Annotated in this window: 8 protein-coding genes; all 8 read right to left on the bottom strand. The window is 66.5% G+C overall.

What is annotated here, in order from left to right; translation table 11 throughout:
• Positions 1-92: 92 nt before the first annotated feature.
• The 8 genes from ACFOD9_RS07110 to lhpI all read right to left on the bottom strand — a co-directional run bounded on the left by ACFOD9_RS07110 (position 93) and on the right by lhpI (position 13,957).
• On the bottom strand, positions 93-1,202 hold the full coding sequence (locus tag ACFOD9_RS07110) for a mandelate racemase/muconate lactonizing enzyme family protein (RefSeq protein ID WP_379509391.1): 1,110 nt from the start codon (positions 1,200-1,202) through the stop codon (positions 93-95).
• Between the two features lie 91 nt (positions 1,203-1,293).
• Entirely contained in the window at positions 1,294-2,919 is a 1,626-nt protein-coding gene (locus ACFOD9_RS07105) for a choline dehydrogenase (protein ID WP_379509390.1), read from the bottom strand.
• 13 nt (positions 2,920-2,932) lie between these two features.
• Positions 2,933-4,435, bottom strand: coding sequence for an aldehyde dehydrogenase (locus ACFOD9_RS07100; protein WP_379509389.1), 1,503 nt, complete (start codon positions 4,433-4,435; stop codon positions 2,933-2,935).
• A 65-nt stretch (positions 4,436-4,500) separates the two neighbouring features.
• On the bottom strand, positions 4,501-5,964 hold the full coding sequence (locus ACFOD9_RS07095) for an APC family permease (protein WP_379509388.1): 1,464 nt from the start codon (positions 5,962-5,964) through the stop codon (positions 4,501-4,503).
• Between the two features lie 309 nt (positions 5,965-6,273).
• On the bottom strand, positions 6,274-8,613 hold the full coding sequence (locus ACFOD9_RS07090; RefSeq protein WP_379509387.1) for a TonB-dependent receptor: 2,340 nt from the start codon (positions 8,611-8,613) through the stop codon (positions 6,274-6,276).
• A gap of 301 nt (positions 8,614-8,914) precedes the next feature.
• On the bottom strand, positions 8,915-10,546 hold the full coding sequence (locus tag ACFOD9_RS07085; RefSeq protein WP_379509386.1) for a choline dehydrogenase: 1,632 nt from the start codon (positions 10,544-10,546) through the stop codon (positions 8,915-8,917).
• 57 nt (positions 10,547-10,603) lie between these two features.
• The gene (locus tag ACFOD9_RS07080) at positions 10,604-12,115 is read right to left on the bottom strand and encodes an APC family permease (RefSeq protein ID WP_379509385.1); all 1,512 of its coding nucleotides are present in this window, start codon (positions 12,113-12,115) and stop codon (positions 10,604-10,606) included.
• A gap of 90 nt (positions 12,116-12,205) precedes the next feature.
• Positions 12,206-13,957, bottom strand: coding sequence for a cis-3-hydroxy-L-proline dehydratase (gene lhpI, locus ACFOD9_RS07075; protein WP_379509384.1), 1,752 nt, complete (start codon positions 13,955-13,957; stop codon positions 12,206-12,208).
• Positions 13,958-13,989 lie beyond the last annotated feature (32 nt).

The following is a 13,989-nucleotide window of genomic DNA, read 5'->3' as shown; positions in this document are numbered from 1 at the left end:
ATGCGCTGGTGCTGTCAGCCCAATTCGGACCGCGCACCGCCGGGCAGGATTCCTCCCCCCAACTCCCGACGACGTGCCCGCCCGCCCCTGCGCTAGATCTGCCCGACGACGAATTCCGGCTGCCCCAGATAGCCGGCATCGACTTCGATCCCAAGCCCGGGCGCGGTGGGCGCGCTGCCGAACCCGTTCTGCGAGCGGGGCGAATAACCGGCGGTGTGGCCGTCGGTCCAATCGTTGAAGAAGGGCGTCATCAGCAGCGATTCCGGGCGCGTGGTGGCGGCAATGTGGCTGGTCGCGGCGGTGATGATATCGCCGCCCCACATATCCTCCACCGAGACCGCCATGTTCAGGTCCTGGACGAGATCGCGCGCGCGCACGAGATTGGTCAGCCCGCCCAGCTTGCCGAACTTGAGATTGATCGAGACGGCGTTCGCCTCATACTTGGCGCGATAGACCTCGTCGTTGTCGACGATCGATTCGTCGAGAACCAGCGGCAGGGCCGAATTGCGGTGCGCCAGGATGCAGTCGGTGGTGGAGCGGCAGGGCTGTTCGACATAGACCGGCAGGCCCGCCATGCCCTGGATCGCCAGCTTCGCCGCGGCCAGCGACCAGCCGCCGTTCGAATCCGCGACGATCACCGTCTCCTCGTTGCCCGCGTTCACGCAGACCTTGGTCCGCGCGATATCGTCAAACGGATTGTTGCCGACCTTGAGCTGGAACCGGTTGACCCCATCGGCGCGGCGCTGCTGGATGAATTCGGCCATGGCCTCGGGGCTGGCCAGCGGCACGGCCTCGTAGATCGGGAAGCGCGGATTGATCACCCCGCCAAGCAGGGCGGAAATCGGCCGGTCGAGCGACTTTCCGAGGATGTCCCAGCAGGCGATGTCGATCGCGCTCTTGGCGAAGGTCTGCCCCATCAGGGTGGCGTTCATGATCGCATTCACGTTCAGGATGTTGGTCGGATCCTGCCCGAGCAGCGCCTCGCCAAGGTCTTTCAGCGCCGTGCGGATGCCTTCGGGGAACGTGGGCAGATAGACCTTGCCCAGGGTCGTGATCTCGCCCCAGCCCTCGATGCCCTCGTCGGTGCGGATGCGGACCACGGTTCCGTCTTCGACCGACGCCCGCCGATCGCCCGACATGACATAGGTGCCGTGCGCGTAGCCGACATCGTAGCGAAACACGTCCAGACCAACAATTTTCATTTCGACAGACCTTGATTCCTGAATGTTCGACCGGCGCGATGCCGGCCACGAAAAATCCGCTCTGGGCTCCGGCGCAGGCCGCGCCGACGTTTTAGCAGCAAGCGGGCGACTGGGGAGCGCACATCTTCCCGAGAATGTGATCGCTGAGCTTTTCGGCCAGCATGATGGTGGGCGCATTGGTGTTGCCGGTAATCAGCTTCGGGAAGACCGAAGCATCGACCACGCGCAGGTTCTGCATCCCGTGAACCCGCCCGTCCTCGTCGACCACGGCCATCTCGTCCGTCCCCATCCGGCAGGTGGACACCGCGTGATAGCCGGTGCCGGCGTTGGCCCTGATCCACGCATCGAGGTCTTCGTCCGACTGGATGCGGGAACCGGGACTGAGTTCCTCGCCGCGCAGCTCGTCCCAGGCTGGCTGGGCGATCATCTCGCGGGTCTTGCGGACGCCTTCGCGCAGTTGGCGCAGATCCTCCGGGGCGGTCAGGAAATTCATCCGGATGACCGGCGCAGCCTTGGGATCGGCCGAGCGAAGGGTCACGCTGCCCCGGCTCTCCGGCCGCATCACGCTGGTGAAGTACTGGAACCCCGGGCTGATCCGGGCTTCGCCGCGATAGAACTCGCCCACCATGGGGAAGAATTCGTGCTGGAGGTTGGCATATTCGACCGCATCGTTGCCGCGGAAGAACGCCCCCACCTCGAAATAGTTGGACGTGCCCAGCCCCTTGCGAAGAAACAGCCATTTGATCCCCAGCACCAGCCGGCCGATCATCGACAGCTGCCGGGTGGGAGAGGCGGTCCTGCTTTCGGTGGAGTACTGGATGGCCACCGCAACGTGGTCCTGCAGGTCCTTGCCCACGCCGGGCAGGTGTTGGCGGACCGGAATGCCAAGCTCGCCGAGTTCCTGCGCGTCGCCGATCCCGGCCAGCATCAACAGCTGCGGCGAGCCGAAGGCGCCGGCGCACAGGATCACCTCGGCGCCGGCCATGGCGCGGCATTTGCGGCCCCGCAGTTCATACTCGACCCCGGTTGCCCGGGTGCCGTCGAAGGACAGGCCGGTCACCTGCGCGCCGGTCCGCACGACCAGGTTGCGCCGGCCCCTCGCCGGATCGATGTAGGCGCGCGCCGTGCTCCACCGCACGCCCTTGTAGGTCGATGCCTGGGCAAGGTTCACGCCTTCCTGATCGCGCCCGTTCTGGTCCGGGTTGAACGGCAAGCCATATTGCCGGGCCGCGGCGATGAAGGCGCGATACAGAGGGTTGTCGGCCTTGCACCGGTGGACGTGCAGCGGCCCGTCCCCGCCCCGGTAGTCGTCGGCGCCACCCTCGAAGGTCTCCATCTTGCGGAAATAGGGCAGGCAGTGGGCATAGGACCACTTCGGATTGCCGAGCCTGGCCCAGTTGTCATAGTCGGCCGGATTGCCGCGCACGAAGACCATGCCGTTGATCGACGAGGACCCGCCCAGTACCCGCCCGCGATGCTGGTCGCTGACAGTCCCGTTCAGCCCCGGCTCCGGCTCGCTCTTGAAGCCCCAGTTGAACTTCGTCGATTCCAGCGGAAGGCCAAGCGCGGCCGGCATATCGAGGATGACGCTGTTGTGGCGCGGCCCCGCCTCGAGCAGCAGGACCCGCTTCGTGCCATCCTCCGAAAGACGATTGGCCACGACGCAGCCGGCCGAGCCTCCACCCACGACCACATAGTCAAATGCTTCTTCGGACATCCGGCCCATCCTTCTACGCGCCCAGCTGGATCCAGATCGTCTTGAGCTCGGTGTACTGGTCGTGGGCGGAGAAGGACTTTTCCCTGCCGCCGAAACCGGATTGCTTGAACCCGCCGAACGGCACCGCCTGGTCCCCCTCGGAGAAGCAGTTCACCGAGACGGTTCCCGCGCGGATCGCCCGCGAGACCTTGTGGGCCGTGGTGAGGTCGTTGGTGTAGAGCGAGGCAGCCAGCCCATAGGGGGTGTCGTTGGCGATCGCGATCGCCTCTTCCACCGTGTTGAAGGTGATCACCGAAAGGACCGGCCCGAAGATTTCCTCGCGGGCGATCACCATGGCATTGGTCACGTCGTCGAAGATCGTCGGCTGAACGAAATAGCCGCCGCTTTCCGCGCGAACCCGCTCGCCGCCGCAGATGATCCGCGCGCCTTCGTCCTTGCCGCTCTGGATGTAGCCCAGGATGCGGTCCATGTGGCGCTCCTCGATGACCGCGCCGATGCGCGTCCCTTCCGCGAGCGGATCGCCCACGGTCCATTCCGCGAACTGGGCCAGCAGCGCTTCGAGCAGGCGGTCCTTGATGTCGGCATGGACCAGGAGCCGCGAGCCGGCGCTGCAATTCTCGCCCTGGCTGAACAGGATGCCGATCGCGATCTGCTCCACCACCGGCTGCAGGTCGGCAACATCGTTCATCACGATCACCGGGCTCTTCCCGCCCAGCTCCAGCACAACCTTCTTGAGGTTGGATTCGGCCGAATAGTTGAGGAAGTAGCGCCCCACTTCGGTCGATCCGGTGAACGAGAGGCACTCCACGTCGGGGTGCCGGCCCAGGGCCTGCCCCGCGGTTTCGCCAAAGCCTGGAACGACGTTGAACACACCGTCCGGAATGCCCGCCTCCTTGACCAGTTCCGCAAAGCGCAGGGCGCTGAGCGAGGTCTGCTCGGCCGGCTTGACCACGATCGAGTTGCCGCCCGCCAGCACGGGGCCGACCTTCATCGCCAGGATCGCGAGGGGGAAGTTCCACGGGATCACCGCGCCGACCACGCCGACCGGCTCGCGCACGACCAGCGAGACGATATCCCCCGCCGTCGGGGAAACCTGGTCATAGAGCTTGTCGATCGCTTCGGCGTGCCAGCGAAGGGTATCGACCGCATCGGGAAGATCGGCGGCAAGGGCATCGTCAACCGGCTTGCCGTTGTCGAGGCTTTCGACCAGGGCCAGCTCGATGGCATGGGCCTCCACCAGGTCCGCCAGCCGCAACAGCGCGCGCTTGCGCTCCTTGGGCGCGAGAGCCGCCCACCGCCCGTCCGCGAAGGCCGCCTTGGCCGCGGCAACCGCCACGTCGACGTCCCGGCCATCGCATTCGGCCACGCGGGCCAGCTCCCGGCCGGTGGCCGGGTTGATGGTCGCAAAGGTCTTGCCCGACAGCGCGGGCACGAACCGCCCATCGATGAACGCCTGGGTCTGGAACCTGAGCGTGCTGGCCATCCCGGCGAAGTCTGGACGGGTACCGGTCGTCATGATCGTCTTTCCTGCTTGTCTGACCCGAGAGGGTCCAATTCGTGTTCCATCGCCCGTGCGCCGGCCTATTCGACGAGCACCCTTGCGAGCCGTGCATACTTCGCCGGATCGCGCCGCTTCACGCACCAGCCGTAGCCCATCCCGCCGCCGAAGATGACGAAGACCAGCCCGGCCAGCAGCCGCGAGACGGCGCCCGACATTCCGATCAGCAGCTCCACGCTGTCGAGCGCGTAGTAGAGGAAGCCGGAAAGCCCGATCACCGCCAGCAGCGGCGCGATGAAGGTCTGCGCCAGGCGCTTGTCCACGGCGCTCTTGCGGAAGAAGGCGAAGATGGCGACCGCCGAGATCGTCTGCGCGAGGATGATCCCGACCGAGCCCATGCCGGTCATCGAGGCGAACAGCACGCCGTAGGGATCAAGCCCCAGGACCGCGAAGATCGCGATGGCCAGCATGGCGGTAACCGTCTGGACCGCGCAGGCCACATGGGGGGTCTGCGCGCCGGCCAGGGTGGCGCCCAGCGGCTTCCACAGCAATCCCTGCCGCCCCAGCGAGTAGAGATAGCGGGCGATGTTGTTGTGAAAGGTGAGCAGCGCGGCGAAGATCGCCGAAACGATGAAGACGTTGAACACCTGCGTCGGCCCCGGGCCAAGCGCCCTGGTGCTGACATCGAACAGCAGGTTGCCGCCATCGGCCCGGGCAATGGCCACGGCCTGCCCTTCGCCCAGGAAATTGACGATCAGCCAGGTCACTGCGCTGTAGACGAAGGCCATGAAGATGACCGAGAAGTAGGTGGCGTTCGGCACGGTCCGCTTGGGGTCGCGCGCCTCCTCGCTGTAGATCGCGCTGCCCTCGAAGCCGATGAAGGTGGCGCAGGCGAACATCAGGCCGACGCCAAGCCCGGGATGGACAAGCGAGGCCGGGCTGAAGCCGGCCAGCGAATAGTGCAAGGCGGAGGCCGGCCCGTTGCGGACCATGCCGACGCTGAGGACGAGCAGGAGCAGGCATTCCAGCGACAGCGAAATGCCCAGGACCACGGCTCCGGAATGCACCCCGCGCACCCCCAGGAGCAGGCAGGCCATGGCCGCCGCGGCCGCCAGGAGCCACCACGGCACGTGCAGGCCGCTCGCCCCGGCGACCAGCTCGGCTGCATAGTAGCCGAAGCCGCCGTAAAGGCCGATCTGGATGGCACTGTAGGAAAAGATGGTCAGCGCCGCCGCGCCAAGCCCCGCCGACTGGCCAAGCCCCACGGTCACGTAGGTATACAGGGCGCCGGCATTGCTGATGTGCCGGGTCATGGCCACATAGCCCACGGCGAACAGCAGCAGGATCCCGGCCACGATCAGGAAGGCGGCCGGCGAGCCGATGCCAACCCCCATGCCCAGCATGATCGGAACGATGGCGATGACCCCGGTCAGCGGCGATGCGGCGGCAATGATGAAGAAGGCGATATCGAGGGTGCCGAGCGTGTTCTTCTTCAGTCCGCCACGCCCGTCCGCGCGGATTGCGGGGGAGCCTTCATCGAAGGTCATTTGCATCGAAGGTTCCATGACCGCTCCCGCATATGCTTATCGCTGTTCAACCTCGTTCGCGTCTCGCCCCTCGTCCATCGCGCAGACGGCGGGCGGGTCGGGAATTCCGCTGCCGCCCCCGCATTCCGGAGCGCCGCGGCCCCGGCCCGGGACGGCCATCAATCCAGGTCTCCGGCACCCTTCAAAAAGGACCGAGTGATGCCCGCCGCGCCCTGCCGCGAAAGAAAACCTTCGCAAACGGGGGCATTGCTTTCACGGCGGGATGTGACGGACATCACTCGGTTCAGTCGGGTGGAGGCGGAAATCAGATCAGAAGGCGTACTTCGCGCTGAGACCGAACGTGCGCGGCAGCCCGTAGTGGGCGAGCTGGTAGCCGTTGAACGTCTGGTCGAAGGCGATGGTCTGGTAGACCTTGTTGGCGACATTGTTGACGTAAGCCGAAACGGTCACGCCGTTTTTGCTTTCGAGGGTCACGTTGACATCCTGGATCACGAACGAGGATCCGAAGTTGATCGCGCTGTTGACGATGCCGAAATAGCGCGATCCGGTGTAGCGGGCGTTATAGCCCAGCGACAGCGTCCAGTCGTTCGGCAGGTCGAACGTCTTCGTGGCGCTGAAGCTGCCGGTCCACTTGGGCGCATTGATCGCCCGCTGCCGCTCGCCGCCCGGGGCATTCGGGGTGACGATGCCCTTAACCCAGAAGTCGTTGTAGGCGATATTGGCATTCAGCGTGAGGCTGGGGGTCGGCAGGGCGGTGATTTCGATCTCGCCGCCGGTGGCATAGGCGTCCTTGTTGACGACCGAGAACGAAACCCCGCTGAACTGGAACGTCTGGAAGTCGTGGTAGGTATAGTGGAACGCGCTCAGGTTGAGGATCAGCCGGCGGTCGAACAGCTTGTTCTTGAACCCGATTTCCGAGGCATAGAGCGTCTCGGGCTTGAACGAGAGTTGGCCCGGGAACACAAAGCCGTCGGTCGCCGTGCTGTAGCCGCCCGACTTCAGCCCCTTGCTGTAGCTGGCATAGATCATCGAATCCGGCGTGATCTTGTAGCTGAGGCCGGCCTTGCCGCTCCAGTCCTTGCTGTTCTGGCTCAGGCTGATCAGGCCCAGGCCCGAGACGATCCCCGGAACCGTGCCGACCCCGTAGATCGCGGTGCAGGCATTGGTGACCGTCTGAACGCAGGTGGCCTTGTAGGTGTAGTCCTGGTCGTCGATCGAATAGCGCGCACCCAGGGTCGCGGTGAGCTTGTCGGTGATGTCGTAGTCTGCCTGGCCGAACACCGCGTAGGACCGGGTCCGCAGCGTATAGTCGGTCTGCATACTCGCGCCCTTGCCGTTGACCGCATCAAGCGGCAGCACCGTCGATGCGGCACCGATCGCGGAGCAGACCGTCGGCGACGAAGGATCGCAGAAGGTCGGCAGGTTGTACTGCGTGTAATACTTGCCCGAAACCTCGAACAGGTAGACGCCGCCCGTCCAGCGCAAGGCACCGGCGTTCTTTGCCGCCCGCAGTTCCTGCGTGATGGTGTGCGCGTCAGCCCCGTCCTTGTAGGTGGTCTGGAACAGCGGCGAACCATCGGTATCTTCGCGGTAGTTGACCAGCGACTTGGCATAGCTGGTGATCGAGTAGAGCGTGATATCGCCCACCTCGCGCGTTGCCGTGGCCGCAACGGTCCAGATGCGCTTGTAGATCAGGCCCGGGTCATTCACCGACTGGGTGAAGTTCCCGTCGACATTGCGATAGCCATAGAGGTCCTTGCCGGCGCCGGTGCCGTAGAAGTTCTGGGTGGCACCCATGATGACCGGATAGCCGTTCGGGCCATAGTAGGCGGGGGTCGGATTGCCGCCGCTGTACGAAGTCCCGCGGGCGCGCCAGCCTTCGGCGCGAAGCGTGATGTTGGTCAGTTCGTCCGGCCGGTACTTGATCTGAAGGCGCCCGGAAATGACGTTTTCCGAAGCTAGGTCGGGGCCGTTCAGGTTCTTGATGAAGCCATCCCGGGTGCTGCTGTAGAATGCCGCACGCGCGGCGAGGCGATCGTTGCCGACGTTCAGGAAGCCCTGGAAACGGTGCGCGTCGTAGTCGCCGATGGCTGCCTCGATCGCACCGGAGGTGCCGGCTTCGGGCTGGTTGCTCAGGAACTGGATCACGCCGCCGGTGGCGTTGCGCCCGAACAGCGTGCCCTGCGGACCGCGCAGGACTTCCGAGCCGTGCACGTCGTAGATCGGGAAGCCAGAGGCCGCCGAGTTGGCCACGTAGACGCCGTCCTGGTAGATAGCGACCGGCTGCTCCTCGTGCTCCGCCGCGTCAGCCTGGCCGACGCCGCGAATGCTGAAGGTCGAGACCGCGGTTCCGGCATAGGGCACCGCCGCGAGGCCCGGCGACAGGCGCGAGAGATCTTCGGGTCGCAGAATCTTGAAGCGATCGATCATTTCCGCGGAGACCGCGGTGACCGCGATGGGAACCTTCTGCGCGCTTTCCGCGCGGCGGGTCGCCACGACGGTGATTTCCGCGATCCCGCCCTGCGCCGCATCGCTGGCCTCCGCCGGAGCGGCAGCCGCGTCCTGGGCATGGGCGGCGCCCGAAACCGACACAGCCAATGCGGCGGATGCGATCAGGGTGAGCGCGCTCGATGACCGCAGACCGCCCATCCCGCCATGCCCTCTAAGCTTCACTGGAAACACCATAACATACTCCCTGCTTTCTGACAGGCCGTTGCCCGGCTCGGTCGGACGCGCCCGAAGAAGTCCGACGCCGTATGGCCACTCGATTTCGGCGGCCTATGTTGGATATGGTATACAATCCGCAATGTCAGTCAATGGTCTTTGTATATTGTATCCGAATTTTGCACGGCGGGCATTCGCCTGGGCATATGGCGCCTGATCCGGCCGCCAGGGCGGGCCGGGCACCGGGCTGGCCACCACGCCGATCGGGGCGATCAGGCATTGAAATTCAACCGGAAATCAGCGGTTCAGGGGCCAATGCCGGGGCATTCCTGACCCGGTCGGCAAGCTTTTCGGCAACCATCATCGTCGGGCAGTTCAGGTTGCCGCTGGTGACATGGGGGATCACCGAGGCATCGATGACCCGCAGCCCCGCGACGCCATGAACCCGCCCCTCGCCGTCCACCACCGAGTCCTCGCCAAGGCCCATGCGGCACGTGCCCGAGGGGTGATACTGCGTGCCCACGTGCTGGCGCAGCCACGCCGCCATGGCGCGGTCGTCGAACCGGGCGAGGTCCGGCTCGGCCGGCGCTCCGCGCAGGGTATCCCACCCCTTCTGCCGGACCATTTCCAGGGTGCGGCGCACGCCATTGCCCAGGTCGCGGACGTCGTCGCGGTGCTGGAGGTAATTGTTGACGATGATCGGCGCATCATCGAACCGCGCGCTCTTCAAGGTCACGTAGCCCCGGCTTTTCGGGCGCATCAGGCAGGTCTGGTACTGGAACCCGTCGCGCACCGAGACCTCGCCATGGGCGAATTCCCCCAGCATCGGGCAGAACTCGTGCTGGATGTCCGCGTGGTCTGCCTGATCGCTGCTGCGGAAGAACGCCCCGGTCTCCCAGAAGTTGGTGGCGCCCAGTCCCCGGCGCAGGAACAGCCACTGCGCCCCGATGCCCGCCCGGCGCAGCAGGCCAAGGTCGACCCCCGGCGAAACGCCGTTCCGTGCGGAATGATAGGAGACCGACACCGCCGCATGGTCTTCCAGGTTGCGCCCGACCGCCGCGTTGTCGTGGACCACGCCAATCCCGAACCGTTCGAGCGTCTGGCGCTCGCCGATGCCGGACAGCATCAGCAGTTGCGGGCTCTTGTAGGTTCCGCAACTGATGATCACCTCGCGGGCGGCATGAACCTGCACGGCCGTGCCGCGCGCATCGACCATCTCGATGCCAATCGCGGTCCTCTCGGCAAACAGCACGCGCGTCACCGTGGCGGCGGGGCAGATGGTCAGGTTGTCGCGGGCAGCGGCCGGCTTCAGGTAGGCGTGGGCCGTGCTTGCCCGCACGCCGCGATCGATGTTGGTCTGGTAGACGGTGACGCCCTCCTGCCGGGCGCCGTTGTAGTCGTCGGCAAGCGGCAGGCCGGCCTGCTGGCCCGCTTCGAGAAAGGCCTCGAACATGGGGTTGCGGGCCGGCGCCCGGGTGATGCGGACCGGCCCGGACCGGCCGCGGAACGCATCCTCGCCGCCATCATAGGCTTCCAGCTTCTTGAAGTAGGGCAGGCAGTCGGCATAGCTCCATCCGGCCAGCCCTTCGGCGGCCCAGTCGTCGTAGTCCCGCCGGTTGCCCCGCACGTAGACCATGCCGTTCACCGAGGTCGATCCGCCCAGCAACCGCCCGCGCACGTGCGTGATCAACCGGCCATCAAGGTAAGGCTCGGGGCCGGTGTCGAACGACCAGGTCAGCTTGGGGTTGGTCAGCGGAAAGGCGAGCGCCGCCGGCATACTGACCAGCACGCTGCGACTGCGCGGACCGGATTCCACCAGCAGGACCCTGACGGCGGAATCCTCGCTCAGCCGCGCCGCCACGATCGCGCCGGCGGCGCCGGCACCAACGATGATGTAGTCGTAGGTCGTTCGCGGCATGGTTGTAACCCCGTTGCAGTGTCGATGCGAAGCCGGTGAACGGCGGGCGCGGCCCGGCTAATCCGCGTCCACGGCCGCCGGGCCGTCGGTCAGCGAGGCATGAATGCGGGCAAAGGCTTCGGGCGCGCGCCGGCGCAGGACCAGCGCAAAGCCCATGCCGCCAGCAAAGACGAGGAACACCGTCATCGCCACCGGCACCGCCAGGGCCAGGTCGATCCCCAGCAGAAGATCGGCGCTGCGGAAGGCGAACAGGAGGATGGCGACGAACCCGAGGCAGGCCAGCGCCGGCGCGACCAGGATCCTGCCCGGGCTGCGGCCCGTCCGGTTGCGGAGGAAGAAGGCGAGGATCGCGAGCGATGCCACGGCCTGCGCGAAGATCAGGCCAACCGCGCCCCACCCCGTCAGGGTGGCGAAGACGACGTTGTAGGGATCAAGCCCGATCACGGCGCAGAGCGACAAGATCACCAGGACCGAGGCAATCTGGGCGATGCAGGCCACATAGGGCGCCTTCTGGATCGCGGAGGTGTGGCCCAGCGCCGGCCACAGCAGCCGTTGCCGGCCGAGCGTGTAGAGATAGCGCGCGATGTTGTTGTGGAAGGTCAGCGTGGCCGCGAACAGCGCGGTGATGATGAAGACATTGAAGAAATAGGTCGCCGAGTGGCCCAGAACCAGGTCACTGACGTGGAAGATCAGGTTGCCGCTTTCGCGGCGGGCAACGGCCACGGCCTTGTCCAGGCCCAGCGCATTGATCACCAGCCAGGTCGTCACCGAAAACAGCGTGCCCATGAACACGACCGCAAAGTAGGTCGCGCGCGGAATGGTCCGGTCGGGATCGCGCGCTTCCTCGCGATAGATGGCGCTGCCTTCGAAGCCGATGAACCCCGCGCAGGCAAAGACCAGCGAAACCCCGACGCCAGGGGCAAGCAGCGCGCGCGGTGAAAACGGCTGCAACGAGAATTCCGCCAGGGGCACCGGACTGTTCAGGACGATGCCCAGGCACAGCACGAACAGCAGCAGGCATTCGGTGGTGAGCAGCACGCCCAGCACGACCGCCCCCGAATGCACCCCGCGCAGACTGAGCAGCAGGCAGGCCATGGTGGCGGCGAAGCAATAGGCCCACCACGGCAGGGCCAGCCCCGTGGCTTCCTGCACCAGTTCCGCGGCATAGTACCCGAACCCGCCGTAGCAACCGGCCTGGACCGCCGTATAGGCCAGGATCATCAGCGCCGCGCAGCCCAGCCCCGCATGGCGGCCAAGCCCCAGCGTGACATAGGCATAGAGCGAACCGGCGGTGCGGACGAAGGGAGTCATCGCCAGGTAGCCGACCGCGAACAGCAACAGGATCCCGGTAACGAAAGCGAAGGCGGCCGGACTGCCGATCCCGTTGCCGCGGCCGATCATGATCGCGGTCGTCGCGATGATGCAGGTGAGCGGCGAAGCGGCCGCGATGATGAAGAACACGATGTCCTTGGCGCCCAGGCAATCGGCCTTGAGCCCGCTTCCGGGTGATGGTGCCCGGGCCGCGCCAGTGGCAGGATCGTGGGACGCCAGCCCTTCGCAAGTGCTCATGTTGTGCCTGCCTTCCACTTTCATCGCGGGGAAATCCGGCGGCGGCCGCGCGGTCTCCCGATCCGCGCGCCCTCCCCGGCGGTCATGCGGTCATGCGATCAGCCAATCTGGCGGCTGCGGCGAGAATTGGCCGGTGACGGCGGCGTCAAGGCAGGCCGCAAGGCTGCCGAACCGCACCGCGCGCCGGGTCAGGCCGGGGCCGTAATGGGCATATTTGCCCGAATTGGTCATCAGGGTCCGGGCGGATTCCGGGATCACCGGGGTTTCGATCATGCACCAGCAGGTGTCGGTGATGATCGTGCCGCCGAAGCGCTCGATCGCCTCGATCCAGCCGGCGGCCAGCGCGTCCTCGTGGACCTTGCGGCCCATGGTCAGCATCAGCCGCGTGCCCTCGGCCCGGCGCCGGCCCTCGCACAGCCCGGCGATGGCCTCGCATTCCGCCAGCGAGAGGTGGGGATTACCCAGCGAGATCACCTCAACCGCCTGCCCGCCCCCATGGCCGTTGAACTCGCGCCAGACTTCCAGCAGGTCCGCCGGGCCGACGGCAAGGTGCCGCTCCGGCTCCAGACCGCCCAGGGCATCGGCAAGGGTCGGGGCTTCGGGCGTCACGCCGACGATGTGGAACATCGGCGCCGCGCCGGTGGTGGCGAAGGCGGCGGCAAAGGCCTTGAGATCGTCGGTGGTGGGCCGGCTTTCCGCAAGGCCGCAGATCACCGGGATCGTGGCCCCGCACAGGGCGCCAAGGTGATGCCCCAGCAAGGGAAACAGCGAATCGTCGGCGCCTTGCGGAAGCGTCACGTCGATGCGGATGCGCCCGCGTCGGCCCGCCGAGGTATGCGGGCCAACCAGCGGCCCCCGGCCGACCAGCGCGGCGCAGATATCGAGGTAATCGGGATACTTCAGCGTGCGCGCGCCCAGCACGCTGTTGGCAAAGGCCACGGCGTTGGATTCACCCCAGACGATCTGGTCGCCAAATTCCGGCGCCGAATCCAGCAGGTAGGGGGCGCAGGTGAAAGTGGGCCGCGCGCCGAGTTCGAGATAGACCTGGCCCAGCCGGTCGGCCTGTTCGCCGAACGCGGGGGCCACCCCCAGCTCGCGCCAGCGCCGCCGGTCGACCGAGATGGCGTTGAGCGAGGTGGGCACGGCAACCCTGCCGCCCCAGGCGAGCAGTTGCTCGGCAAATCGGAGGCTGGCCGGCCCCGTGTAGATGCACCCGTCGATGTGCGCCTGCGACACGTCGATGAACTCGCTGGCCCCGAACAGCCGGGCCATGCCGACCATCAGCTGCATGGCGAACTGCCTGGCCCGGCCATGATCGCCGGCCAGCATGGCCCGGTCGCGGTCGGTCAGGTCCATGGGGCGCTGGCGCGTGCTGTCGTTCGGCAGCAGCCAGCTTGCCTCGTCGTGTGCGCCGATCACGGTCAGGCGCGTTCCATCCATGGCCAGCACGTCGGCCTCGGCCAGCGCGGCGAAGGCTTCCTGCCCCACGCAAAAGACCGGAATCGAACGGTCGAACATCAGCGCGGCAACCAGCACCCCGAGCGCGATGATCTCGTCGGCCTCGGCAATGACGATGCCTGCCGGCCCCGCGCCATTGAGGATCAGCTCGAGCAGCACGCTGCTCCCGGTGCACGAGCCGCGCCCCCTCGGGATCGCCAGGATGCGGCCCTTGAGCGACTGGCCCTGGAGCGGGTGATGGCGGTCGATGATCTCGCCGGTCCGCGGATCGACCCCACCCCAGAAGCTCAACGGAACGCTCGAATAAAGCGCCGCGGCACGGGCCTGGCCGGCGATCAGCGCGATGCCATCTGCCAGCCGGCGCGGATCATCGGCAACGGGCAATTTCGGCCCTGGCGCATCACGCAGCGGCCCGC

The organism is Novosphingobium bradum (assembly GCF_042646485.1).
GTDB lineage: Bacteria > Pseudomonadota > Alphaproteobacteria > Sphingomonadales > Sphingomonadaceae > Novosphingobium > Novosphingobium bradum.
This window is presented reverse-complemented; position numbering and strand designations above follow the sequence as displayed.